The organism is Amycolatopsis sp. PS_44_ISF1 (genome assembly GCF_032335455.1).
Taxonomy (GTDB): Bacteria; Actinomycetota; Actinomycetes; order Mycobacteriales; family Pseudonocardiaceae; genus Amycolatopsis.
Genome location: NZ_JANUXO010000005.1, coordinates 271,606 through 295,601, shown reverse-complemented (window position 1 = coordinate 295,601; position 23,996 = coordinate 271,606). Strand labels below are relative to the sequence as shown.

Here is a 23,996-nt window from a genome sequence, read left to right as displayed (position 1 = left end):
CTCGCGCAACCGCCTGTGCTGCCGCTGCCACCGCAGCCCGGCTGCGCGCCCGGTTCGGCCGAGCCTGCGTGCCTGCTGCCCGGCAGTACCCCAGCGCTGCCGCCCTCAGGGCTGCCCAGCGCTCCGCCCGCACTGCCGCCGTCACAGCCGCCAATGTCTTGTTTCGCGGGTGCGCTGATGCCCGAGTGCGGGGGACTCGGCGCCACATCGACGCCCGCGCCGTGCACGGGGCCGGACTGCATTCCCCAGCCCACGCCGATCGGCCCGGGCGCCCCCGGCACGACACCAGCTCCGGCGGCCGGGAGCGGTGACCAGGCCGACAAGTGCGGCATCACCGACCCGGTCGCCTGCGTCACCGAGGGCATCGCCAGCTTCTTCCGCGGTGTGGTGACCGACGCGCTCAACCCGCTGCTGGACCTGCTGGGCCGGACGCTGCTGACCACGCCCGAGCCGGACACGCTGCCCAGCGTCGGGCAGCTGTGGACCCAGTCCTGGCAGATCCTGCTCGCCGTCTACGTGCTCATCGTGCTCGTCGCCGGGCTGATCGTCATGGGCTACGAAACCCTGCAGACCCGCTACACCATCAAGGAGATCGCACCGCGGCTCGCGCTCGGGTTCCTCGCCGGCACCCTGTCGCTGTTCCTCGCGACCAAGGCGATCCAGATCGCCAACGCCCTCGCCCACGCCGTGATCGGCGAGGGCGTCGACCCGGCCGCGGCGGGCAAGGCCATGACCGACATGGTGCTGAGCGCGTTCAACAGCAGCCTGTGGCTGGTCTTCATCGGCCTCGCGCTCGTGGTCATGATCGTCGTCCTGCTGATCACGTTCATCGTGCGGGTGATGCTGACGATCCTGCTGATCGCCGCCGCCCCGATCGCGCTGATGTGGCACGCCCTCCCCCACACCGAGGGCATCGCGCAGGCGTGGTGGAAGGCCTTCGGCGGGGTCCTGGCCATCCAGATCGGCCAGTCGCTGGCGATGGTCACGGCGCTGCGGGTGTTCTTCACCCCCGGCGGGTTCACCGTGTTCGGGCCGAACGCCTCCGGGCTGGTCAACCTGCTGATGTGCCTCGCGCTGATCTGGGTGTTGATCAAGATCCCGTTCTGGTGCCTGGCCCCGCTGCGCAGCGGACGGCGCTCGATGCTCGGGTCGCTGGTGCGTGGCGCGATCGCCTACAAGACCATGGGCCTGCTCGGCGGCGCCGGCTCGATGTTCGGCAGCAAAGGCCGTCGGCGCGGGCGGCCGCGAGGACACGGTGCTGGTCTTGTCGCGGATCCGCCCTCGACGGTCACGGGCCAGTTCATGCTGCCCCTGCGGGTGCGCCGCACCAGCCCCAGGCCGCGCCGGGCACCGCGCCTGGGGGACCTGCCCGCCACCACCGGGAAGAGCCGCCGGCCGGGGCCGGGGCAGCTGTCGCTGTTCACCACGAGCGGTACCGGCAAGGGCCGGGTGGTGTCGGCCAACCCGCGGGCGCTGCCGCACGACCCGCTACCGGGCGCCCTGCCCCGCGACCAGCTCGGGCTGCCGATCACCACCCGCCGCGACCCCGGCGCGGTCGGACGCCGGTCGCTGGCCAACGACCTCGCCGACCGGACCCCCGGCATGCCGCCGCCGGTGCCGCAGCAGGGGCTGCTGACCCCGGACGGGCGGATCAACCGCCACTCCCGCCCACCCGCGCGCCTGCCTCGCGCGTTGATCGCGCCCAGCACCGGGATGCTGCCCCTGCACCTGCGGCCCGCGCCCCCGCGCCCGCCGCGCCGGACCCTCGCCGACGACCTCGCCAACCCCGCGCCGGCCGGCCCGCCGCGTCAGACCGGGCCCGCCCTGATCACCCCTTCAGGGCAGATCAGCCGCGCCGCGCGCGCGACCCGACGCCCGGCCCGCGACGCCTATACCGGCAATCGCGCGCTAGCCGCGGGCCAGTACCCGCTACCCCTCGGCGTGCACCGACAACCTAAGCCGAAGCCCGCGGCCGGGAGTACGCCTCCTGCCGCACCCCCGACACCCACCTCGGCGCCGAAGCGGCGGGCCGGGACGCAACTACCGCTTCCCCTGGACCTGCCCCGCCGCCGGGCCCCGAAGAAGAAGTGAGGCACCGCTGCCATGACCTCTCCTGTGCGCGTACCCGCCGATGTCGATCGCCCGGACCGGGTCCTCGGCCCGCTGACCGCCCGGCAACTGGAGATCCTAGGCGTCGCCGGCCTGCTGCTTTACAGCCTCTACGCGGCGACCCGCGCGGTGGTGCCGCTGCCGGTGTTCCTGATCCTCGCGGTACCAGCCGGGATCGCGGCCACCGTGCTGGCGCTGGGCCGGCGCGACGGGCTCCCGCTGGACAAGCTCGCGCTGGCCGCGATCCGCCAGCACCTGTCCCCGCGCCACCGCGTCTCCGCCCCCGAAGGCGTCCGCGCGGCCCCGGCCTGGCTGACCGCTCAACAGCAGCAGCCGCGGGCACGAGGCCACCGCGGAAGCCACCCCGCCTCCGCGGAGCCGGTCTCGCCGGCGCCGCTGGAGCTGCCGGCCAGCGGCGTGGCCGACACCGGCGCGCTGGCCGGGATCGTCGACCTCGGCCATGACGGCCTCGCGGTCATCTCCGTCTGCTCCACCGTCAACTTCTCGCTGCGCACACCGGGCGAGCAAGAAGCGCTCGTCGCGTCGTTTGCCCGCTACCTGCACAGCCTGACCGCGCCGGTGCAGTTCCTCGTGCGGGCCGAACGGCTCGACCTCGCACCCCAGATCGCCGAGCTGCGGGCCCGCGCCGGGAGCCTCCCGCACCCCGCGCTAGAGGCCGCGGCCCGCGATCACGCGGACTTCCTCGCCGAGCTCACCACCCAGGCCGACCTGCTGCGCCGGCAGGTGCTGCTCGTGCTACGCGAACCCCTGCGCACCAGCCCGGCACCCACTCCGTCGGCCGTGCTGCCGTGGCGGCGGGGCCGCAGTGACGAGCACCCGGCCGACGACCGGGTACGCCACGCCGCGGAGCAACGACTCGTGCGCCGCCTCAGCGAGGCCACCGAGCTGCTCTCGCCCGCCGGGATCGTCCTCACCCCGCTCGACGCCGCCGCCGCGACCGGTGTCCTGGCCTCGGCCTGCAACCCCGACACCTTCCTGCCGCCCTCGGCCGCGCTGGCCGCCGCCGACGAGGTCGTCACCGCCACCACCACATTCACCGACCTCTACGGCTCCGACACCAGCGACCCGCACCCGTCCCGCCCGGCGCCGCCCTCCGCTCCGCGCGAGCCGGCGGCCCACGTCACCGCGCCCGCACGTCCCGAGGCGCCGCGATCGGGCCGGGCGCAGGCGGGGCCATGGCTGCCTGAGGACGAGGACTGGGACTACGACGACGCGATCGAAAGCAGGTAGACCTCCCATGGCACGCACCAGAAACCACGCCGCCACGGGCCGGGCCGGGTCGGCCGGGGCGTTCACCCCCGACTCGTTGTCGGTCTCCGCCCGCCACCTAGAGGTCGGCAACGAATTCGTCGCGAGCTTCGGAATCACCGGCTACCCGCAGGAGGTCTACCCCGGCTGGCTCGCACCCCTGCTCACCTACCCCGCCCGGCTCGATGTGTCCGTGCACGTCCAGCCCATCGACCCGGCCACAGCCGCCGGCGGACTGCGCAAGCAACGCGCCAAACTCGAATCCTCCCGCCGGCACAACGCCCGCCACGACCGGCTCGACGACCCGGACCTCGACGCCGCCGCCGAGGACGCCGCCGACCTGTCCCGGCGCATCGCCCGCGGCGACGGGAAACTGTTCAAGTTCGGCTTATACCTGACCGTGCACGCCCCCGACGAGACGACGCTCGCCGAGGAAGTCTCGGCGCTGCGGTCGCTGTGCGCGTCACTGCTGCTGGACGCGAAACCCGCGACCTACCGGGCGCTGCAAGGGTGGGTGTCCACCCTGCCGCTCGGCCTGGACCCGCTCGGGCTAAAGCGGACGTTCGACACCGCCGCGGTCTCCGCCGCCTACCCGTTCACCTCCCCCGACCTGCCCCCGACCGACCCCACCAGCGCCGCGCCGTCCGGGGTTCTCTACGGCTACAACGTCGGCAGCTCCGGGCTGGTGCACTGGGACCGGTTCGCCTGCGACAACTACAACTCGGTCGTGCTGGGCCGATCCGGGGCGGGCAAGTCGTACTTCGTCAAGCTCGAGATCCTGCGCAGCCTCTACCGCACCATCGGCGACGGCCAGGCCGCGCGCGGGGTGCAGGTGTTCGTCATCGACCCCGAGGACGAGTACGCCCGCCTCGCCGCCCAGGTCGGCGGCACCTACGTGCACCTCGGCGCGGGCGGGGTGCGGCTCAACCCGTTCGACCTGCCCGTGCATACCGACGCCCACCGGCGGCGCACCGCCCCGCAGGACGCGCTCCGCCGCCGCAGCCTGTTCCTGCACACCGTCCTCGCCGTGCTGTTCGGCGTAGAGGTCACCGGCGCCGAGCGGGCGGTGCTCGACACCGCGATCACCACCACCTACGCGGCCGTGGGCATCACCGGCGACCCCCGCACCTGGACCCGCCCGGCGCCGCTGCTACGCGACCTGCGCGACGTCCTTGCCGCCGGAGGCGACGAGGACGACGCGGTAGCCGCCGATTTGGCCGCACGGCTGCATCCCTTCGTCGACGGATCGTTCGCCGACCTCTTCGACGGCCCCACCAGCACGACCCCGGACGGGCACCTAGTGGTGTTCTCCCTGCGCGACCTGCCCGACGAGCTACGCGCGATCGGCACCCTGCTCGTGCTCGACGCGGTCTGGCGGCGGATCTCCAACCCCGCCGACCGCCGTCCCCGGCTCGTCGTGGTCGACGAGGCCGGACTGCTGATGCGGCTGCGCGAGGCCGCCCTGTTCCTGTTCCGCCTGGCCAAAGCCGCCCGCAAGCACTGGGCCGGGCTGACCGTCGCCACCCAGGACGCTGCCGACGTGCTCGGCAGCGAGATCGGCAAAGCCATCATCAGCAACGCCGCCACTCAGGTCCTGCTCCGCCAAGCCTCCCAGGTCATCGACGAGATCTGCGAGGCGTTCACCCTCTCCGCCGGCGAGCGCCACTTCCTGCTCTCGGCCGAGCAAGGCCAGGGCCTGCTCTCGGCCGGGACCCAACGAGTCGCGTTCCAGGCCCTGGCCTCGCCCGCCGAGAACTACCTCATCACGACCGACCCGGCCGAACTCGCCCACTTCGCCGAGGACGACCCGGACGGCACCGACAGCGGTCTCGCCGACGCCTACATCGACCTCGGGCCCGCCGGCACCGCCGCCATGGGCGCCCAGCCGGACCCCGACGGAGACGGCTTCGACGACGCGGGCCACCTCGGCCTCGACACCGCGTGACCCGGCACCGCACCATGTCCGACTTTGTCCTTGTCCCGCACAATTTCCGGAAAGGAGTTCTGTCGAATGGCTACGTGTGCCGCGGCATCGCCGGTAGTGCAGAACTGGGTCGGTGACTACCTGCGCGACCCCGGCGCCACCACCGCCACCCTGCTCACCGCCCTGCGCGAGTGGGCACTGGCGTGGGGTCCGGTCGTCGTCCCGGCTCTCGTCGTGGTGCTGGCGGGCGGGGTCACGGCACGCCGCTGGTGGAGTGGTCGCCGCCATGCTGCGCTGCTGGTCGATGCCCGCCGGATCACCGTGCTCGCCCCGCCCACGGTGGATCCCGCCGGCGGTGCCGCGGTCTGGTCCAACCTCGTCGGGTTGCTGCGCCCGGCCTGGCGCCGGTGGTGGGCCGGGCAGCCGCATCTGGCGATGGAGTACGTGTTCGGCGAGCACGGCGTCACCGTGCAGTTCTGGGTCCCCGGCGTCATCCCGCCCGCGCTGGTGGAACGGGCGATCGAGGCCGCCTGGCCCGGCTCCCACACCCGCACCAGCCCAGCCACCTGCCCGTTCCCTGAGCTCACGGCCGGGCGCCGGCGGATCACCGTCGGCGGGCAGCTGCGTCTCGCCCGCTCCGAGGCGCTGCCGATCCGCACCGCTTTCGACGCCGACCCGATCCGGGGGCTCCTGGGTGCCCCGGTCGGCCTCGGCCGTGACGAGCGGGCCTGCGTGCAGATTCTCGCCCGCCCGGTCACCGGCCGCCGTGTCGCCCGCGCCCGCCGTGCGGCCCGCCGGGTCCACCACGGCTCCTCGAACCGCCTCGGCGGGCAGATCCTCGACGCGGTCACCCCGGGTGCGAACGCCACCCGCCACGGCCGGACTCCGGACTCGCGCCGCATCAGCCAGGACCCGCAGCTGTCGCTGGAATACTCCGCCCAGAACAAAGCGATCGTGGGCAAGCAGCGCGGCAGCCAGTACGAGACCGTCGTGCGCTACGCCGTGGCCACCGACCTGCCCGCCGACACCGCCGACGACCTGGCCCGCCGCGCCCGGGACACCGCGCGCGGTCGGGCGCACGCGCTGGCCGCCGCGTTCGCCGCATACACCGACCACAACCACTACACCCGCACCAGCCTTCCCCGCCCCGCCCACGCGGTCGCCGAGCGGCGGCTCGCGCGCGGGGACCTGCTCTCCGTGCCCGAGCTCGCGGTGCTCGCGCACCTGCCCACCGACCCGGAGATCCCCGGCGTCGAACGCGCCGGCGCCAAGGCGGTCGCCCCGCCGCCTGGGGTCGCGACTCCGGGACCGGACGTGATCCCGCTGGGGCAGTCCGACACCGGCCACGCCCGTTCGGTCGGCCTGCGGGTCATCGACGCGCGCTATCACACGCACGTGGTCGGGGCGACCGGCTCGGGGAAGTCGACCCTGCTGGGCCGGATCATCCTCGACGACGTCGACAACAACCGCGGGATCGTCCTGATCGACCCGAAAGGCGATCTGGTCACCGACGTCCTCAACCGGCTGCCGCGCTCGGCCGCGGACCGCGTCGTGCTAATCGACGCCGACTCCCGCCACCGCCCACCGATCCTCAACCCCCTGGAGGGCGGGGAGACCGACCGGGAGGTCGACAACCTCGTCTCCGTCTTCCGCCGGGTGTACTCCGCGTTCTGGGGCCCGCGCACCGACGACCTGATGCGCGCCGCCTGCCTCACGCTGCGGGCGCAGGAGGGTGTGCCGACCCTGGCCGACCTGCCGAAGCTGCTGGTCAGTGAAGCGTTCCGGTCCCGCATCACCGCCGGGCTCACCGACCCGGTGCTGCGCGGGTTCTGGGAATGGTACGACGACCTCACCGACAGCTCCCGCTCCCAGGTGATCTCGCCGTTGATGAACAAGCTGCGGGCGTTCCTGCTGCGGCCCTTCGTGAAAGAAGCCATCGCCGGCGGGCGGTCGACCGTGGACATGTCCCAGATCCTCGACGAGGGCGGCATCTGCCTGGTCCGCATCCCCAAAGGCTCCCTCGGCGAGGAAACCACTCGGCTGGTCGGGTCACTGGTCGTGGCACGCACCTGGCAGGCCACCACCGCCCGCGCCCGCGTCCCGCAGCGCCTGCGCCCCGACGCGCACACCGTCATCGACGAATGCCACAACTTCCTCAATCTCCCCTACCCCATCGAAGACATGCTGGCCGAGTCGCGCGCGTTCCACAACGGATTCATCCTCGCCCACCAGCACCTCGGCCAGCTGACGAGAGAGCTCAAGGAAGGTCTCTCCACCAACGCCCGCAACAAGATCATCTACTCCGCCTCCCCCGAGGACGCCCGCGAGCTCGCCCGCCACACCGCACCCAGGCTCTCGGACCACGACCTCTCCCACCTCGGCGTTTACCACACGGCCACGCGGCTGGTCGTGCACGGCGAGGAAACCGAGCCCTTCACCATGACCACCAGCCCCTTGCCCGAGCCGGTCCCCGGACGGGCACGCGAAATCCGGGCTGTGCTCCGCGCCCGGCGCCGCGCGCACAACACCGCCGCCGGTGACACCGCGCCGACGACTCGCGCCACCGCGACCAGGACCGCGTCGGCCGCGAGCCGGGTTCCACCAGCCCGGCCGCCGAAGACCGATCCCCGGCGCACCCGTCCCTGATCACCGCCGGACACGGCATTCCGCCTCAGCACCGACGAGAAGACCACAAGCTACCGGTTCCGCCACGGGCTGAGCCCCGACCTGTCCACAGCCTATTGACATCGCGCCAAAGGAGGGCCCGTTGATCACGACCACGACCCGCCAGCACAGCCTGCGCGGCCATCTGCCCGGCCGCCACACCGCCCGCGCCGCCGGCTCCGTCGAGCACCAGGCCATGCTCGCCGCCCGCCTGACCACCCGCGACAAGTGGCTGCTGGCCCTGCTGCACGAGCACCGGGTCCTGACCACCGGCCAGATCCAGGACGCGGCCTTCCCCTCCGGACGCTCGACGCGCCAGCGGCTGCGCGACCTCTACCTCTGGCGCGCCGTCTCCCGGTTCCAGCCGTTCCGGCAACTCGGCTCCGCACCCATGCACTACGTTCTCGGCCCCGCCGGCGCCGCCGTCCTCGCCGCCGAACACGGCCTCGAGGTCAAGGAACTCGGTTACCGGCACGACCGCGCCATGGGCATCGCCCACAACCAGCGCCTCGCCCACACCGTGGGCGTGAACGACTTCTTCACCTCCCTCATCGCTCGCACCCGCCACAATCCCCGGGCGGAGGCGGTGGTGGCGTGGTGGTCGGAATCCCGCTGTGCCCGCCACTTCGGCGACCTCGTCATCCCCGACGGCTACGGCCGCTGGCACACCCGCTACCGCGGCGGCGCTCGGGAGGCGGAGTGGTTCCTCGAGTTCGACACCGGCACCGAGTCCCTGACCAAGGTCGGGCGCAAGCTGACCGGCTATGCCCGGCTGGCCGAGTCGACCGGCATCGCGACACCGGTGCTGCTGTGGCTGCCCAGCGCCCGCCGCGAAGCCGGAGCCCGCACCGCCCTGGCCCGCGTGCACGCCGACCTCGACGACCCTCGAGCGGTGCCGGTGGCCACCGCAGCGGCCGATCTGCTCGACCCCGCCGCACCACATCCGAGCCCGGCCGACGCGGTCTGGCTCCCGCTGACCTCGGCGCGCGCCGGACCGCGCTACACCCTCTCCGACCTCGCCGACGCCTGGCCCGGCCTGGCACCGCCGGCCGACCCCACCGCGGCCGAGGACGGTGAAGGCGCCGACGCCGCGGCCGCCTCGCCGTACCGGCTGCCACCGCCGAGGCCGATCCCGCCGCCAGCCACACCGAATAGGGGGACGCGCGGCGAGCCCTGACCCCAGCCGCCGTCCGCCACTCCCGGCGCGACACGGGAAAGGAGAGCGATCCAGTCATGGGAAGCAAACTCGGCGCCGGTGTCGCCGCCCTGGCCCTCGCCATTCCGCTGCTCATCGGCGCCGGGGTCGCCGGCATCGTCAGCTCACTCCTCGGTAGCAGCGATCCATCCAGCTCACTGACCTGCACTCTCGACGGCGCGCCGACCAGCACCGTGGCGGGCGTGACCGCCGAGCAGATGGGCAATGCCGCCACCATCGTCGCAGTCGGCAGGCAGAAGGGCGTGCCCCCGGCGGGCTGGGTGGTCGCGATCGCCGTCGCGATCCAGGAATCCGGGCTGCGCAACGTGTACTACGGCGACCGCGACTCGCTCGGGCTCTTCCAGCAACGGCCCTCGATGGGCTGGGGCACCCCGCAACAGATCACCACCCCGGCCTACGCGGCAGCGAAGTTCTTCGACCACCTCCAGGCCGTGCCGAACTGGCAGGCCATGAGCGTCAACGACGCCGCGCAAGCAGTCCAGCGCTCGGGACTCCCGAACGCCTACGCCCAGCACGAGGCCAAGGCCCGCGCGATCGTCGCCGTCGCGTCCGGCGTCCGCTGTCAGCCCGTGCCCGCGCTCGCCGGGACCGGGGACTGCGACAACATCCAGGCCGCCACCACCGCCGCGCTGACCGCGATCAACTACGCCTGCGGACAACGGGGGCTGCCGTACGTGTGGGGCGGCGACGGCCCCCAGAACGGGGACAGCGGATTCGACTGCTCAGGCCTGACCAAGGCCGCCTACGACGCAGCCGGGATCTCCCTGCCCCGCACCGCCGACGCCCAATACCGAGCAGGCAACCATGTGCCCGCTGGGCAGACCCTCCTGCCCGGCGACCTCGTCTACTACGGCTCGCCCGCACACATCCGGCACGTGGGACTGTACCTAGGAAACGGAAAAATGGTGAACGCGCCGGACTTTGGCAAACCCGTGCAAATCAACGACTACCGCTACCCAGGAGACGCCTACGCAGGAGCCACCCGCCCTATGCGATGACGTCCATGCCGGCGATCTGGTTCGCTCCGTCCACGCGGCGATGGCAAGCCACGTATGCGTTTACCGCCGATCCGATGTTATCGCGACAGCCGCGCATCGGATATGTCCACACGAGACAGCTATCTTTTTTGACGAGTCGCTTGACATGGAGGCGGTGACGGAGCGTCCATAGAGGTATAGCCCGCACAGCCGGATGCGCACCGGTGGGCTGACGCCCTGGCCGGGGCATGACTATCCCGTTCCGTTCCAGCCTATGGAGTTCATTATGTCTCGTACGAAGAGCAAGCGCGCAGCCACTCCTCTCGCCATACTTCCCGATGAGGAAGACCGCACGCGTTTCGTGCCTAGCACCGAACAGCTGTCCACAAAGACCACGGAAGACAAGGTCCACCCTGCGCTGGCCGCGATACCGGGGTCCACGACCGCCCAGTTGGCCATGGCGGCAGGAGTCGGCCGTTCAACCGCTGCGAAGATCCTGGCCCGCTGGGCGCGCGAGGGCACCGTAATCCGGACCGCAGGTGACGGCCCACGCATTCCCGACACCTGGGCACTCGCAGCGCCGGACGGCAGCGCAGCCGCAGCCAACACCGGGGACCCTCTGGCGGATACGCTCCTGGCGCTCGACGACCCTGCCGAGCCCGCCGATGACGCCCTCGACGACACAGTCCACGCCCTGGGGACGGCCGAGGAAGCGACCACCGATGTCGACGACACGACCATCGACGACACCACGGCGGCGCAGGAGATCACCGCAGGATCGGAAGCCGCCGAAACGGGACCCGAGAGCGCCGCGACAGCCGCCACCTCCGACGAGTCGGCCCCATCTGCCGAAACCGACGACACCGACCCGTTGCCCGACGCCTCGCCGATTCATCCGATGGACGGCGTGACCGAGCCCGAGCCGTCTCCGGCGGAGCTGCCTGCGGTAGCCGCCATCACCGCCTCCGCCCGCGCAGGCAAGGACCGACTGCCCAAGGGCGGACTGCGAGCCTTGGTCGAGGAATACCTGACCAACCACCCGGGCCAGAACTTCGGACCGGGCAAGATCGCCACAGACCTCACCCGATCGAGCGGCGCGGTCAACAACGCGTGCGAGAAGCTCGTTGCCGACGGCTACGCGATCAAAACCTGCGAGGCACCGAAACGGTTCGCCATCAACCCGGACAAGACTGACGTCCTCGACGCGGCCGGGTAAATCCAGCAGGCCGCAACCGGCAGCTTAAAGGCCCGGGGCGCGTGGCCCGCCCGAGCGGACGGGTTGTGCCGCCCGGCGACTCGATCGCTGTGCGGCACAACCCGGCGTGGGCGAGAACGGAAGCCGCGTTCTAAGCGGTATCAAGTTCTCGCGCCGCGCGCGTAGTTCGGCGCGCAGCTCATCCAACGTCCGCCCGTCGGGCGTCCTGAGCACCGTTTACCCGTTTTGCAGCATTTCGACATCGGCTACGTGTTCACGAGGCGACTGATAGGTCGAATCGATCGGATCAGTCAAGCGTACGACGAGGTCGCCGTCGTAAAAGTCGTCAGCTGGCGGCTTGTCACTGACCCATTGTCCGGCGAACAGGGCCACCTCTTCTCCACTGTCGGAGTCGGTGTCGCCGATGATGTCGACCGCTGTCACGAGCATCGCCCACACACCGTCAGGGCGACGCATCGGCGGCGGGGTGAATGCCGGGGCGAGGATCATCGTATCGGGCGGCAGCGCTCCCCGCGCCCGCATCATCGCCTCGTTCTGCGGCTGTGACGCCCCGGCGGTCGCGTCGGTGTCGTCGGGCAAGGGGTCGGTTCGCGGTGCGTCCACGGCCGCGTTGGCGGCCAGTCCAGATGGTCCGTAAATGTCACGGGCAGTCGTCATTGTCCATTTTTCTCTTCGGTTTTCGTTTGTAGCGGACCAGATGGCCAACATGTATAGACGCTTCGTAATCGCGTCGTTCTCAACGGTTATGTATATAAGGATCCGAAGTGGAACCTTATGGCCCAACGATTCGCAGGTTCGTACCACCATCCACACGAGAAAGACGTCCTATTTGCCGAACCCGGTTGACTTCACGGGTCGAAGGAATCAGCCCTGGTCGATGTAGAAGTCGCGCCGATACGGGCGCGGACGGTGAGTTCGACGAGTTCGACGAGTTCGACGACGCAAGGGTGCAGTAGCGGCTCGAGGTGGATCCGGCGGTCCTCGTCCCGCTCGATCATGACGGTACTCATCATAGGCTCGCCCCACGGCGGTGGAGTTTCAGCGGGTTCGGGTTCGGGCTCGGTTGCACGGGGTGGCTAGAGAGCGGCTGTCGTGGACACGTCGCCTGAGGTGCCAAGCCGTTGAAGGGTGCGGCCAAGACAGATGAGTGGCGAGCGCGTTGACGGTGGACAACGGCGAACTCGTGGCGAGGGGTTCCCGTCCGTCGGCGGCGGCGTCCTACCCCTACGACGGGGCACCGAAGACTTGGCCTCGCCGGCCAAGGGCAGCTCGGCGGGCACGGTCAAGGTCGTGGTCATGCCGACCAGCCGAGGGCATCGGCCGCGATCGCGGGCAGGTAGCCGACCTGTCCACCGGTGCCGATCCACACCACGGGCGGGTCGGTGGGCCGGATGCCCCACGATTCGGCGTCGTCGGGGGTGTGCACCACCCGCGCGACAAGGTGCTCCATCGGGTAGCCGGGTTGGGCGGCGATCCGTAGCGGGGTCGCGGGGTCGTAGCCGAACAGGGCGGCGATCAGGTCGCCCACGGTGTTGGGTCGGGTGTCGGTCATGGCAGGTCACCTCGTGGTCGCGGGGTGGTCCGGGGCGGGGTGTCCCGCCCCGGACCGGTGGGGCTAGCGGGTGGTCGCGCGGAGGGCGGCGGTGGCGGCGTGCCCGATGGCGCGGGCGGTGGTGGTGGGGTCGGGTCAACACGTGCACGGTGGCCCCGGCGAGGGGGGTGTCGTAGGGGCTGGTGGTCAGCCACAGCACGGCGCACTCGGACGCGCGCAACCGGTCGAGCTTGCGCTGCCCGTCGTTGCGAGGCTGGCGGCGGAAGTCGCCGTCGGACACGATGACCTCGGCCGACGCCTACGATGCCGAGGTCCAGGACGTTCCCGGCTTGCGCGCGACCGGCCCGGTGCGGGTGGTGCTGGGTACCGGGCCGGATTCAGCGCCCGCCGCCCGGAGTTGTCGCGGCCGGGTGCACCGCGCCCTCGGATTTCTCCGAGACTGCCTGGAAGGTCCACTCGTCGCTGTCGATCCGGTAGTTTCCGTCCGGGTCGGGATCGATGCGCGAGGGCAGGTAGCCGTCGCGGGCGCGCAGGTGCTGGTGGACGTGGACCAGGGTGTCGCCGTCGAAATACACCTGCGGGTGGTCGTCGGGAAACGTGCCGTGATTGCTCGCGCACCAGACTGCCACGGCCTCGGCGACCTCCGGCCGGAACACCGGGATTGCTGCCTGTCCGGGCGGGGAGTCGACCCGGGCGGGAAACCCGCTCGCGGGCAGGTTGTTGGGGTCGCACGTGACCACGGTTTCGCCGGGTCGAGGGTAGTGGCGCTCGGGGTCGCGCAGCACGTCGAGCTGGCGGTAGAACCGGGCACGGGTGTGAGTCGGGCCGGACAAGAACCAGCGGCCCAGCTCTCCGAGGGGATAGCGGCCGTCCTCGCCGAAAACGATCTTGTGGCGCTGGTGGGCGGCGTCTCCGGTGAGTACGACGAGCAGGTCGTCTTCGAATCGGGCCAGCGGGTACCAGTCCGGGTCGGCCGGGTAGACCAGGTTGAGCCACTCGCACACCGCTTCAGCGGCCTCGGGACGTAGCCGTGGGCGCACCCACAGATTACGGTGGCGGCGGGGTTCGACAACGGCGGGAAAGCTGACCTGGTGTGGCTCGGCATGCGCGGCAGGCACGTACTCGATCCAGAACTCGCCGGCGGCGAGGGCGGGGCCCGCGGACAGGTCCGGGCCGGTGGAGAGCATGGTCATCGCGGTGCTCCTTCGGCTGTCGTGTCCTGGTGGCCGGGGCGGGTCCAGCGGTGTGCGACGGGATCCCACGCGGCCGTGGTCAGCAGGCGATTGAGGTCGGGCAGGTCAGGGCCGAGCATCCAGCCGAACTCCAGGCACTCGGACTCGCCGGGCCACCGTCCGGTCCAGACGTCCCGGGGACAGCGGCACGATTCGCTGTGGCCGAGCCGCTGCAGCCCGGTGGCGAGGCAGCGGGCCACGTCGCAGCCCTCGATATGGGCCTTCCCGATCCCTACCTGGCAGTCCGGGCAGGGCGGTTCCAGCGGTGTGGTGGTGGCTGCGGTCATGCTGTCCTCCTGGATATCGCGTGTGCTGGGTATGGAAGAACCGGGTCCGAGTGCCGGATCTGTGCTCCGAGGTGCGGACTTGGCTCGGCGAAGAAAACGTCGCGAGAAAAGTTTCGGCGGCTGGCGGGATCCCTGTGTAACCGCAGCAGTTTCTGCCGGGCGGGAATTCCAGCGGAGTCTCGCATGGCCAGGGTGGCAAGTACTCGCCACCTCGTCGCGCGGCTCATCGGCCCTCACCGCCGAACCCGGGCATCGGGGTCTTCTCGCGCATCAACGGCATCGGCACCGACGGCGGCGCGGCCGGGTCGCGAAGCCACGCCACGATGTCGGGTGGCCCGAGCGAGTCGTTCTCTTCAGGGAATTGCGAGTGGTGCGGAGCGATCCGATGCCAGCCGACGCCACCGCCCACGGTGACGAACACCGCCTCGGCCTCGGGATCGAAGGTGATGATCCAGCTGCTGTTATGGCTGGTGTACCACGGCCACGGCCAGCCGGGATCCTGGTGATGTCCCTGCTCGTGGTGCTGGCTCCTCCACCCGTCGAGGGTGTCGGAGACGGCGGCCCGGAAGATGTTCTCGTCGATCGTGGTCAGTGCCAGCCATAAAGACGGTACGCTAAGGAAGCTGGATGGGTAGCATTCCCCTTGCAGAGAGCCGATCCAGGTGGCGTTCTCGCCAAGGCCGATGGCAAAGTCTGCGAAACTCGGCGAGCTCGACATGATGGTCCTCGGCTATCGTGTTGGTGTGTGGGGGTTCTTGTAGTGGGTGTCCGGGGCATAGGCGTAAGGATCAGCGGGCGGGCGCTGTGACGCCCAGTGGTGGTGTGCGCCGTCCTGATCGCGCTTGGCGGCGTGGCCGAGGAAGTAGACCAGCACAATCACCGGGGTCCACGGTCCTGGTAGCAGTACCGCCAGCACAGTCCATGTGAGCCGTTTCGTTCTGTCGTGCATAGTGTTTACTCCTTTCGCGTGAATGCGCTTCAGCGTCGCAGTTGTCTCTGTTCGTTTCTCACCGGTCGTCAGTGGCGCGGTGTCGTGGATTGCGTCAGGGATTGTGTTCGTGGCGATGGCCGGATTTCCCCTATCTGGCCTAGAAAAGTGGGGTTAGGAGAGTGGGGGTTGGATGTCGCTCGCGGTGGCAGGTAGGTGGGGCGGGGTGGTCGTCACTCCGCCCCAGTGGGTCAGCGGGTGGCGCGCAGCGCGGCGGTTGCGGCTTGTCCGATGGCGCGGGCGGTGGTGGTCGGGTCGGCCAGGGTGTGCACGGTGGCGCCGTTCATGGGCTCAATTCCCGGCTCGTCGGGCGCCAGCCATAACACCGCGCATCCGTTGTCCCGCAAGCGGTCCAGCATCTGCTGACCGGAATTCCTGTTTGCATGTTCGAAATTGCCATCGGAGATGATCACCAGGAGGCGTGCGGCGTTCGGACGGGACAGGTCGAGGGCGCCGTCGAGGGCGTTGATCGCGGTGTCGATGACGTGGCCGCTGAGACCGGTGCCGAATTCGGTCACCTTCGCGGGGGTGGTGCCGGGACGGGTGACAGGGGTGACGACTCCCGCGCCGAAGACCACGGTGGCGGTGGTGGTGGGTACCGCCGTGTGGCGGGCGGCGTGGGCAAGGATCCAGGCCGCCGAGGCCACGGGCGCGGTGAAGGCGTCCATCGACACGGTGACGTCGCAGATGATGCCGAGCCGCAACGGCGGGGCGGGCACGGTGGCGCGGGTGGTGCGGGTGAATGGTTCGGCGGTGGGGATCGCGCCCGCCGCGCGTTGTGCGTCGACGGTCATCGCGCCCCGCATCCGCAACCGTCCCGGGGGTACGGTCGAGCGGGTTTTGGTGACGGTGCGGTCGCGCAATCCGGCGGTGTTCAGTGCGCGGGCGAGCTGCCGTGCGGCGGCCTGCTCGGTTGTGCTGGGCGCACGGGTGCCCCGGATAAGGGGCGCGTTCCGGGTGAGTCCGGGGCCGCCGAACACGGCGGTCGCCGCGTTCTGGGCCTGCTGGCGCGCTTGGTCGTTGGCGGCCTGGGCATCCATGGCCTGGGTGGTGGGGTCGGTCGGGGCGAGGTCGGCGGAGATGACGTGCGCGAGGGTGGCAGCGGCGGCGGTGATCGCGTCCGCGAGGGGCGAAGGTGTACCGCTGCGGGGCGCGTTCGGGTCCGGGGTGCCCAGGGGTTGGTCGGGGTCGGTGCCGATGGCCTCGCACCAGCGGCGCCCGAGTTCGATCATGGCGGGGGCGTTGTCGTCGACGGTGCGGTGCGCGGCGCGCCAGATGCGGCGCAGGGTCGCGAGGGTGCCAGTGCCGAGGAGGTCGCGCACGACGCGGGCGACGGGGGCGACCTCGCGGCGGTTGAGGATGCCCGCGTCCACTCGTGCCAGCAGCAGTGCGGCGGTCCGGGCAGCGTCGGTCGCGGTCATCTGCGGGGCGGTGGCGGGGTCGGCGGCCTGGGTATCGGCGAGGATCAGGTTGGTGGCGCTGGCGCGGAGCCAGTACCGGTCCTCCGGGCGGCGGCGTATCTGGGCGGCTTCCATCCGGGTCTCTTCCAGCAGGTTCGCCGCATCGACGGCGCCCGGGGGCGCGTCGTCGGGGGCTCGCCACGCGGAATGCTTGGCGTGGCCGCATTCGTGGGTGAGCAGTCCCCACGCGGTGCGGTAGCGCTTGCGGTCCCCGACCCGGTGCGGGGCCACGGTGGCGGGGTCGACCCCGGGGGCCAGGTGGACGCCGTCGACCTCGATGGTGACGAGGTCCGGGAAGAAGCATGCCGGCGCCCCGTGCCCCGCCCCGGGCGACACGGTGACCACGAGATCGTCGCGGTCGGCGATGGCGGGCACCTCGTCGCCGAACGCGGCGGACAGGGCCAGCCATCCCGGGGCACCGGGGAACACGGCGGTGGGTGCGGCGGCGGGTGCGGCAACGTGGGTGGTCATCGCGTTTCGTCCTTTCGCGACAGTGGCGGGTTTGGTTCTAGAACTGGGAACCCAGTGACAGCGGGGTAACGTGGGAGCCGAACACGTTACACACCGCTTCGGAGACAACGTCCTGGTCTTCCTCCGGTGCGATGCCGATCAGATTCCCGGCCGCGTGGGTGGTGCCGAGTGCGTCGGCGACCCGGTTGAACGCGATCAGCTCTCGCAGTTGCGGCGCCCAGCCGATCTCGCCTTTTTCCTTCCGGTTGGCCAGATTCCGCGCCACACGCACTGCTTTCGGATCGATATTCAGCTGCGCCGCGAGGTCGTAGTCCGTCGATACTTGGATCTGGACACCGAAGCGGGATGAGAGCGCGTCACTCAGCACCGCCCCGTGGACTCCGGGGTTGTGTCCGGCCACGACGTAGAAGCCCGGTGCGGCATCGACGACTTCACCGTTGTGCGTCTTGATCAGGATTTGACGGCGTCCGTCCATCGCGGGGTACACCACCGCGAGCACAGTCGGCGGAATGAGCGTGGCGTCGTCGATGAACAGCGTGCGCCCCTCACGCATCGCGACCACTAACGGGCCGTAGGCGAACTCGTAGCGCCCGTCCGGGGTTTGGGCGTAGGAACCGACGAAGTCATCGGTCACGGTGTCGCTGTCACCCTGAATAGTGACCAGGTCGCCGAACGCGGCTTCCACTACCGACGTTTTCCCGGTACCGGGCGGGCCGTACATGAGCGCGGGCACGTTGGCCTCCCGCAACCGCCGTAACGCGGTCACGTCCGACAACCCGGATAGCTTGCGCGGGTGGTACATCTGCCCGTTCGGGCGGCGGACCGGGGCGGTCACCAGCGCGGCCGGGGCTTGCGGCGCCGGGGGTGCCGACGGCGCGGCAGTGTTGGCGCGTGGGACGATCGTCGTGGTTTTCGCGGCATCGGCGGTGGTGGTGGTCGACCGGTAGGTGGCGGGGCTGGTACCGATCCGCTCGGCTTCCCCGCGCGCTTCCAGCGTCGCCAGCGCATTCCCGACCGCGCCGGATGACTTCCCGCCCAATGCGGCCGCGATGGCGCCGGGGGTGAGCGCGGCGGCGGGGTCGCGGGTGAGCAGTTCGGCCACCATGCGTCGGAGCTCGCCGTTGCGCAACCGGGATCCCGCTCCCAGGGAAGTGGGCGTGGCTCCCGTGGCCGGGGTCGTGGCTGGCATGGTCATGGCTGTCGGGTCCTTTCACTGCATGATCTGGAGCCTGGGACGATTTTTAACGAAACACCAATCCCAGGAATTCGGAGCGCTTGAGGCGTTGTCAGATGTACCGAAGATAGACCGATACCGAAGAATTTCCGGTTTCTTGAAAAATCTCGTCGACGATATATTCAAAACCGTCGTGCGGAATTCTCGTGTCGATCGCGAGCACTGCGGGAATCGCGAAACGCACACGTTCTTCGTTAGGTCACAAATCGTCTGGCATGAACAGCCGCGCCCTGATCATGGCATCAATTTCGGGCAGCGGTTCGGGTTCCCAAGCGGAATCGATGGCGTTTACTTCGGGAGTGCTGCCGGACATTGATCGATTTCCTTATGTCCGTAGGATTTTGGTTCTGGGCGAGTGGCGAAACTGGCCTTTCATTGCCACGTGTCAGCGCGCACGGCAGTAGTCGACGGTAACGGCAGGCATCTCAGCCAGTGGCGAACGTAGTGGTGAGGGCTTCCACCGCGTGGTATTCACTGGCGGCGTGGTAGTGGGTTCCGTCGGCGGTCACGATTCGCCAGTGATCGCACCGCACTGGGTCGGCAGGGTAGTAGCTTCCGGCAAGTTTTCCGTCGGGCCGGGTCACCACGCCGTACAATAGTTGTTGGCGGTCGGCGGGGTCGATTATCACAGCCGTGACCGTGCACCCGTTTTCGACAAAGCGGGGCACCGTGATTTCCGGCAGCGGCCCGGGGTCAGCGGCGGGGTCGATCACGTGCACGGTGCGCGGGCTATTGGCTTTGTTCATGGTGCACCCTTTCGGCGGGTGGATTGCGCGAGTTTGGGGCAGCGGGGCAATTGTGGGTTCGGCGGCGTTTACTGCGCGTCAAAGTCGTAGCGTGCCGACCACGCGGCGCGGTCTTCATCGTAAAGTCGTTCCATTTCTTCGAAATCTTCCATGTGGGCACGCCCGGCCACGTGGGCAGCTTCTTGCGTGGGGTGGGTGTCCATCCAACCGCAGTAGCAAAAAATCGTCACGGTCCCGTCATAGTTGACAAGTAATGGGCTTTCTTCAATGACGCACATAGCGTTCCCCATTCGTGTGATTCTGATTTCCGGCTTACCGGTATCGACTTGCTTCCGGGGCGGTGGTTTCCGGGTTTCCCGGTTTCCCGGTGACACAACAAACGTAACTCGATCGCGGGCGTCATGCAATAGTTTTCCGGGTTCAATTTCGTTTTTTTCTTTCATTATCCAACGTGAACACCGGCTCTTTTCGAGACTGTTTGCGCAGGTTAGATACCCTCGGATCGTTTTTGAATGGGAACGCCGACTTGAAGTGAAGCCGAAGATGAAATAGGTTCTTTTTAAGAAAAACCTCCTGGGTACTGCGCAGGGTGAGTCGGGTGCACTGATGACAATCGATAGAATGATAACGAGCACCGATGAAACCGTCGCCGGGCCTGATGTGTTTACCTGCTTGGTGTCAAGCGAGTCTGGGACACCGGCGGATCCCCCTAGAGTGGTTCTGAGCTGCGAGAACAGTCGAGATGGAGGGATCCGCCTTAGGTGGACACCGGAGCGCGAGGCGGATAGGCCCGGTCGCCGGTCCCACGATTGGCACTCACTCTCCGCATTGCCCCAGCCCGGGGCCGTGGCAGTGGGTAGTAGGGAGTGGGAATAGCGCGCGACGCCGGAGTCTCCCCGGACGTCGCGGCCATAAATGTGGAGTCTGGATGTCATGGCGGTATGCGAGAGCCGCATACAACACTCGATGTGCGATAGTACGGGATATTTCGTGGAGTACGGGAGTGTGCTCACCTGGTTCTTTTTCTTCGTCCTCGAAAATGGTGCTACCGCAGTCGACGTTAGCATCGGTCCGGACAGGATCGTTGCTAGGAATCGAGATATTTCGCTGTTCCGCGTCATTACCTTGGGTGGCTGCGGATCACGTCTCGGTTTCTGTCTCGTCGAGGCGTTGTCGAGAACAGCGGGCTCGCTCATGTCATGGCGCCGTGGATCGGGAGACGTTGTCGTCGATGGGGAGTCCGGTGTGGCGGGCGCGCAATCGCTCGGCGAGGTCGACGGTGTCCGCGGTGGGTGTGGCGTCGATTTCGGTCAGCCGTGTCCGCAGGAGGGTGAGGGTGCGGGAGATGGCGTCGTGCCGGCCGAGGGTGTGCTGCAGGCGCATGATGTCGCGGTAGAGCAGTTCGTTGTGCGGGTCGAACGCCCGCGCGGTTTCCAGAAGATCCAGGGTGTAGTCCGGGTCGGTCCCGACCCGGACGCGGGCGAGTGCGGCTACCGCGTCGAGCGCGTCGCGCCGCGTCGCTTCCCGGGCAGCGACAAGCCAGTCGGAGTCCACTCCCTCGGCCAGTAGCCCGCCGTAGTGCGCCACGACCGCCTCGTTGGCGTCGGCGCGCCGCTCGGGTGTGCTGGCGCCGCGGCGGGCGGTGACCGCGTCGGCGAAGCCCCAGTAGTCCACCTCCACCACGGTCCGGTCGAGCTGGTACTGCCCGTGCTCGGCCAGGACCAGCTCGCCGACGGTGCCGCGGGTGGCGGTGTCGAGGGTGCGGCGGATCCGGGAGAGCACTGTGCGCAGCACGCTGGCGGGGTTGCGGGGCGGTTCGTCGGGCCATAGGGCGTCGACGATCCGGTCGCGGGACACCCCGCCGGGATGCACAGCGAGGTACAGCAGCAGTTCGACCGGCCGACTGCTCAACTCGCTGGACAGGTCGCGCGGCTCGGCCTCCGCTCGCGCGGGATCGGGTCGCCAGTGCAGGGTAGGTACTCCGAACACCTTCAGCACCAGCGGCGCGGGCACGGCCGGGGTCGTGTCCGGCATCGGCGGTGGCGGGTGCGGTTCGCCCCTGGGATGCCCGCCGGCGGAGGACGGTTCCGGCGCGGGTGGGCCTGAGGTGATCTCCAGGGGTTCAGGGCCGCTTCCGACGTTCTCGGGATGGGACCGGGCGGCCTCCGGTGGCTGTGCCGCCGGCTCAGGGGTGGGGGCGGTCGCCGTGCCGTCGGCACGGCGTGCGGCGTCGAGTTTGCTGTGGGCGCCGCCGGCGGGCTGGGTGGTGTGCAGGAAGGCGAGCAGGTCGCGGGTGGCGGTCTCGGGCAGGGTGAAGGCGCGGGTGCCGCGCAGGGGCTCGCCGAGGCCGGGGCTGGTCGCGGAGATGTGGCCGCTGGCGGTGACGTAGGCGGTTACTCCGGCGCGCCACTGGCCCAGCAGCACCGCAGTGAGGTCGGGCTGGGCGCCGTTGTCGAGCAGCTGCTGCAGTCGGGCCTGCTGATCTGGCTCGAGTGGCGGCGCCGCGATCAGGACGGCAGGAAGGGGCGATGCCGGGTTCTGTGGATCGAGGTTGTCCATTGCGGTGTCCAGGTCGGCTACGACGGTGACCGTGTCCGGCAGGGCTGTGGCGGGCACCGGCACACCGAGCAGGCGGGCCAGGTCCGCAGCGGGCACGAGCACCCTCGGCGCCGGTCCGCCGTCAGGCACGGTGGTGAGGATGGTGAGCAGCAGGGCGCGGGCCGCGGCGTAGCCGCCCGGTCCGACCAATCCGAGGCCGTGGACACGGGCCAGGTCAAGGGCGATGTGCGATTCTGTGCCCGCCGGGGTGCCGTTGGTCGATACGCCGTTCGTGGTCTCGCCGTCTGCGCCGGAGGCCGTCGCGCCGAGGGCGATTTCCACTGCCGACGGCACGTTCTCCGGTCCAGTTCCAGAGAAGGGGACGCCTATCACGCGGTGGATGCGGGGCGTAGGCACTTGCACCTGGCCCGCGGTCTCGGATCCCGCCTTCCCGGGGTTGCCGGAGGTCGATCGCGGCGACGACTCGGACCGGGCATGCTCGCTTCGTCCCGCTGGCGGGGCGGGGTCGGCGATCTCCTGATCGTTCTCGGCCTCCAGAACGGTGTCCTCGTCATGGTGCTGGGCGCGCAGGTGGGCCAGGCGCAGCTGGTATACCGCCGGCGCGAGCGGCAGGTCGTCGTCGCGTCGGCCGCTGCCGGGCCGGTAGCGTGCTTGGCGCCGCCGTCGCGCGAGCATCAGAAGCGCACTGATCGCCGCGGCCAGTCCCAGGCCGACGAACGTCTCACCGCTGCCCCACATCGCCGCGCCCCCGGCGGGCTGCCCGGTTGCCGTGCCGACGTCACGCACCTGGGTGGGCGCGGGGGATGGCACTGGCTCCGATGGCGCTGGCGTGGTGGTGCTCGCCGGCGGCGGTACGGCCTGGGTCTCGGGTGCAGGGGCCGTGGGTGCCTGTGGTGAAGGTGCCAGGACCGGTGGGGTGGGCGTCTCGGGAAGCCGGAGGGTGTCGCCGGGGTGAATCCGGTTCGGGTCGCTCAGCACGCGTCCGTCGGGTTGGGCGCTGCCCTCGTTGAGGGCCCAGATCTCCGGCCAGCGATCGCCGTCACCCAGGCGGCGCTGCGCGATCCGCCACAGCGAGTCGTGCACCCCGGCCTCTGGTGGGCGGACCCGCTCGGTCCCGGGCTCGGCCGAGGGTTGGGACGGCGGGCTGCCAGTGTGCTTGTGGCTGGCTGGCATCGTCCAGGCGAGGGCAGTCGCGACCGCCGGGGTGTGGCCGACGGGACGGGCGACGACGGGCGGAGCGGCGGTTGCGGCGGTTGCGGTACGGCCCAGCACGGCGAGCAGCAGCGCGCCGACGAGCACGGCCGCGACGCGCCGCACCGGACCGCTTCGGCCCCGCAACTCCGGCCACCGCGCACCACGCGCCGCGTCGAGGACGCACGCGGCTACGTCAACGGCGAACACCAGCCACAGCAGCCAGGCCAGGCAGGCGAGCGTGTCGAGCAGGAAACTCGGCGACATCGGCGCCATCAGCACCGCGCCGATCTCGCCTGCGCTCGGCACGTGACCCGGCAACGGCCACCCCACGCCGTAGATGAGGACCCACGGCAACCCGGCCACCAGCGCGGCCAGCACGAGCGCCGCGACCAGTCCCCGTGCCGCCCGGCCCAGCAGCCGCGCGACGCGCGCGACAGGCCGGTGTCCAGACGCCACGGTCATCAGCTGCCCGCCGCGCCGGCCGCTATCCCGGCCGGACCGGCGGCCTCCAGTTCCACCAAGGCCGCCGGCCGGGCGGCACGCGGCCTAGTGGTCGGCTGCCTGTTCGTGTCGCTGGTCGTCGCACTGGGGCGTTTGCGTTTGCCGCCGCGGGCGAGCTTGGCCGTCTGGTCGCGCCAACGGGTGAGTTCGGCGGCGGGAATGTCGGTGACCTGGGCCAGCTCCGGGACGTCGATGACGTCGCCGGCCCTCATCAGGATCTCGCCGAGCTCGCGTTCGAGGCTGGCGAGCTGCCCGGCCAGTTCGGTGTGCCGGCGGGCCAGCCCGCCCACCGTGGTGGCCGCCTGCGCGCGGCGCACGCCGCGGGCGACGTCTCGTTCCTCGAGGCGGTGGGTGATCTCCTCTTCCGATGTGACCATGCCGTGTCTCCTTCCGGTGA

Annotated in this window: 20 protein-coding genes; 8 read left to right on the top strand and 12 right to left on the bottom strand. The window is 70.1% G+C overall.

Annotated elements, in window-relative coordinates; all coding sequences use genetic code 11:
* The first annotated feature begins 177 nt into the window (after nucleotides 1-177).
* The 7 genes from NYF13_RS34840 (at nucleotide 178) to NYF13_RS34810 (ending at nucleotide 11,375) form a co-directional block, all read left to right on the top strand.
* On the top strand, nucleotides 178-2,091 hold the full coding sequence (locus NYF13_RS34840) for a hypothetical protein (RefSeq protein WP_315662324.1): 1,914 nt from the start codon (nucleotides 178-180) through the stop codon (nucleotides 2,089-2,091).
* A gap of 12 nt (nucleotides 2,092-2,103) precedes the next feature.
* A complete protein-coding gene (locus NYF13_RS34835) occupies nucleotides 2,104-3,360 on the top strand; it encodes a PrgI family protein (RefSeq protein WP_315662323.1) in 1,257 nt (418 codons plus the stop codon).
* A 7-nt stretch (nucleotides 3,361-3,367) separates the two neighbouring features.
* Nucleotides 3,368-5,323 (top strand): helicase HerA domain-containing protein, encoded by a 1,956-nt coding sequence (locus NYF13_RS34830; protein WP_315662322.1) that lies wholly within the window; start codon nucleotides 3,368-3,370, stop codon nucleotides 5,321-5,323.
* Between the two features lie 66 nt (nucleotides 5,324-5,389).
* Nucleotides 5,390-7,948, top strand: coding sequence for a helicase HerA domain-containing protein (locus tag NYF13_RS34825; protein WP_315662320.1), 2,559 nt, complete (start codon nucleotides 5,390-5,392; stop codon nucleotides 7,946-7,948).
* Between the two features lie 121 nt (nucleotides 7,949-8,069).
* The gene (locus NYF13_RS34820; protein ID WP_315662318.1) at nucleotides 8,070-9,143 is read left to right on the top strand and encodes a replication-relaxation family protein; all 1,074 of its coding nucleotides are present in this window, start codon (nucleotides 8,070-8,072) and stop codon (nucleotides 9,141-9,143) included.
* A 56-nt stretch (nucleotides 9,144-9,199) separates the two neighbouring features.
* A complete protein-coding gene (locus NYF13_RS34815) occupies nucleotides 9,200-10,180 on the top strand; it encodes a C40 family peptidase (RefSeq protein ID WP_315662316.1) in 981 nt (326 codons plus the stop codon).
* Nucleotides 10,181-10,445: 265 nt separating this feature from the next.
* Complete coding sequence (locus NYF13_RS34810; protein WP_315662315.1) at nucleotides 10,446-11,375, top strand: hypothetical protein; 930 nt, start codon at nucleotides 10,446-10,448, stop codon at nucleotides 11,373-11,375.
* A 216-nt stretch (nucleotides 11,376-11,591) separates the two neighbouring features.
* On the opposite strand, the gene NYF13_RS34805 is transcribed toward NYF13_RS34810, so the two are convergent.
* The 8 genes from NYF13_RS34805 to NYF13_RS34770 all read right to left on the bottom strand — a co-directional run bounded on the left by NYF13_RS34805 (nucleotide 11,592) and on the right by NYF13_RS34770 (nucleotide 18,560).
* On the bottom strand, nucleotides 11,592-12,083 hold the full coding sequence (locus tag NYF13_RS34805; RefSeq protein ID WP_315662314.1) for a hypothetical protein: 492 nt from the start codon (nucleotides 12,081-12,083) through the stop codon (nucleotides 11,592-11,594).
* Between the two features lie 140 nt (nucleotides 12,084-12,223).
* Nucleotides 12,224-12,385 carry a hypothetical protein gene (locus NYF13_RS34800; protein WP_315662312.1) on the bottom strand — a complete coding sequence of 54 codons (162 nt, stop codon included), beginning with the start codon at nucleotides 12,383-12,385 and terminating at the stop codon, nucleotides 12,224-12,226.
* A gap of 284 nt (nucleotides 12,386-12,669) precedes the next feature.
* Entirely contained in the window at nucleotides 12,670-12,927 is a 258-nt protein-coding gene (locus NYF13_RS34795) for a hypothetical protein (protein ID WP_315662311.1), read from the bottom strand.
* Between the two features lie 377 nt (nucleotides 12,928-13,304).
* Nucleotides 13,305-14,120, bottom strand: coding sequence for a hypothetical protein (locus tag NYF13_RS34790; RefSeq protein WP_315662309.1), 816 nt, complete (start codon nucleotides 14,118-14,120; stop codon nucleotides 13,305-13,307).
* Complete coding sequence (locus tag NYF13_RS34785) at nucleotides 14,117-14,446, bottom strand: hypothetical protein (RefSeq protein ID WP_315662308.1); 330 nt, start codon at nucleotides 14,444-14,446, stop codon at nucleotides 14,117-14,119. The genes NYF13_RS34790 and NYF13_RS34785 overlap by 4 nt, the downstream gene beginning before the upstream one ends.
* Before the next feature lie 223 nt (nucleotides 14,447-14,669).
* Nucleotides 14,670-15,164 (bottom strand): hypothetical protein, encoded by a 495-nt coding sequence (locus NYF13_RS34780; RefSeq protein ID WP_315662307.1) that lies wholly within the window; start codon nucleotides 15,162-15,164, stop codon nucleotides 14,670-14,672.
* A 461-nt stretch (nucleotides 15,165-15,625) separates the two neighbouring features.
* Complete coding sequence (locus NYF13_RS34775; RefSeq protein WP_315662306.1) at nucleotides 15,626-17,365, bottom strand: VWA domain-containing protein; 1,740 nt, start codon at nucleotides 17,363-17,365, stop codon at nucleotides 15,626-15,628.
* A 37-nt stretch (nucleotides 17,366-17,402) separates the two neighbouring features.
* A complete protein-coding gene (locus NYF13_RS34770) occupies nucleotides 17,403-18,560 on the bottom strand; it encodes an AAA family ATPase (RefSeq protein ID WP_315662305.1) in 1,158 nt (385 codons plus the stop codon).
* On the opposite strand from NYF13_RS34770, the gene NYF13_RS34765 reads away from it, so the two are divergent.
* On the top strand, nucleotides 18,523-18,915 hold the full coding sequence (locus NYF13_RS34765) for a hypothetical protein (RefSeq protein ID WP_315662511.1): 393 nt from the start codon (nucleotides 18,523-18,525) through the stop codon (nucleotides 18,913-18,915). The two genes, NYF13_RS34770 and NYF13_RS34765, sit on opposite strands and share 38 nt — an antisense overlap.
* Before the next feature lie 109 nt (nucleotides 18,916-19,024).
* On the opposite strand, the gene NYF13_RS34760 is transcribed toward NYF13_RS34765, so the two are convergent.
* The 4 genes from NYF13_RS34760 to NYF13_RS34745 all read right to left on the bottom strand — a co-directional run bounded on the left by NYF13_RS34760 (nucleotide 19,025) and on the right by NYF13_RS34745 (nucleotide 23,976).
* Nucleotides 19,025-19,345, bottom strand: a complete 321-nt coding sequence (locus NYF13_RS34760) for a hypothetical protein (protein WP_315662304.1) — start codon at nucleotides 19,343-19,345, stop codon at nucleotides 19,025-19,027.
* A 68-nt stretch (nucleotides 19,346-19,413) separates the two neighbouring features.
* Nucleotides 19,414-19,788 carry a hypothetical protein gene (locus NYF13_RS34755; protein ID WP_315662302.1) on the bottom strand — a complete coding sequence of 125 codons (375 nt, stop codon included), beginning with the start codon at nucleotides 19,786-19,788 and terminating at the stop codon, nucleotides 19,414-19,416.
* Between the two features lie 754 nt (nucleotides 19,789-20,542).
* On the bottom strand, nucleotides 20,543-23,560 hold the full coding sequence (locus NYF13_RS34750) for a BTAD domain-containing putative transcriptional regulator (RefSeq protein WP_396287838.1): 3,018 nt from the start codon (nucleotides 23,558-23,560) through the stop codon (nucleotides 20,543-20,545).
* Nucleotides 23,560-23,976 (bottom strand): hypothetical protein, encoded by a 417-nt coding sequence (locus NYF13_RS34745; protein ID WP_315662300.1) that lies wholly within the window; start codon nucleotides 23,974-23,976, stop codon nucleotides 23,560-23,562. The genes NYF13_RS34750 and NYF13_RS34745 overlap by 1 nt, the downstream gene beginning before the upstream one ends.
* Nucleotides 23,977-23,996: the final 20 nt, after the last annotated feature.

Excerpts from the sequence above, each read along its gene's own strand:
- NYF13_RS34840 (WP_315662324.1), top strand. The coding sequence starts at position 178 with ATGCCCGAGTGCGGGGGACTCGGCGCCACATCGACGCCCGCGCCGTGC.
- NYF13_RS34835 (WP_315662323.1), top strand. The coding sequence starts at position 2,104 with ATGACCTCTCCTGTGCGCGTACCCGCCGATGTCGATCGCCCGGACCGG.
- NYF13_RS34830 (WP_315662322.1), top strand. The coding sequence starts at position 3,368 with ATGGCACGCACCAGAAACCACGCCGCCACGGGCCGGGCCGGGTCGGCC.
- NYF13_RS34825 (WP_315662320.1), top strand. The coding sequence starts at position 5,390 with ATGGCTACGTGTGCCGCGGCATCGCCGGTAGTGCAGAACTGGGTCGGT.
- NYF13_RS34815 (WP_315662316.1), top strand. The coding sequence starts at position 9,200 with ATGGGAAGCAAACTCGGCGCCGGTGTCGCCGCCCTGGCCCTCGCCATT.
- NYF13_RS34810 (WP_315662315.1), top strand. The coding sequence starts at position 10,446 with ATGTCTCGTACGAAGAGCAAGCGCGCAGCCACTCCTCTCGCCATACTT.
- NYF13_RS34805 (WP_315662314.1), bottom strand. The coding sequence starts at position 12,083 with ATGTTGGCCATCTGGTCCGCTACAAACGAAAACCGAAGAGAAAAATGG.
- NYF13_RS34800 (WP_315662312.1), bottom strand. The coding sequence starts at position 12,385 with ATGAGTACCGTCATGATCGAGCGGGACGAGGACCGCCGGATCCACCTC.
- NYF13_RS34795 (WP_315662311.1), bottom strand. The coding sequence starts at position 12,927 with ATGACCGACACCCGACCCAACACCGTGGGCGACCTGATCGCCGCCCTG.
- NYF13_RS34790 (WP_315662309.1), bottom strand. The coding sequence starts at position 14,120 with ATGACCATGCTCTCCACCGGCCCGGACCTGTCCGCGGGCCCCGCCCTC.
- NYF13_RS34785 (WP_315662308.1), bottom strand. The coding sequence starts at position 14,446 with ATGACCGCAGCCACCACCACACCGCTGGAACCGCCCTGCCCGGACTGC.
- NYF13_RS34780 (WP_315662307.1), bottom strand. The coding sequence starts at position 15,164 with ATGTCGAGCTCGCCGAGTTTCGCAGACTTTGCCATCGGCCTTGGCGAG.
- NYF13_RS34775 (WP_315662306.1), bottom strand. The coding sequence starts at position 17,365 with ATGACCACCCACGTTGCCGCACCCGCCGCCGCACCCACCGCCGTGTTC.
- NYF13_RS34770 (WP_315662305.1), bottom strand. The coding sequence starts at position 18,560 with ATGACCATGCCAGCCACGACCCCGGCCACGGGAGCCACGCCCACTTCC.
- NYF13_RS34760 (WP_315662304.1), bottom strand. The coding sequence starts at position 19,345 with ATGAACAAAGCCAATAGCCCGCGCACCGTGCACGTGATCGACCCCGCC.
- NYF13_RS34755 (WP_315662302.1), bottom strand. The coding sequence starts at position 19,788 with ATGAAAGAAAAAAACGAAATTGAACCCGGAAAACTATTGCATGACGCC.
- NYF13_RS34750 (WP_396287838.1), bottom strand. The coding sequence starts at position 23,560 with ATGACCGTGGCGTCTGGACACCGGCCTGTCGCGCGCGTCGCGCGGCTG.
- NYF13_RS34745 (WP_315662300.1), bottom strand. The coding sequence starts at position 23,976 with ATGGTCACATCGGAAGAGGAGATCACCCACCGCCTCGAGGAACGAGAC.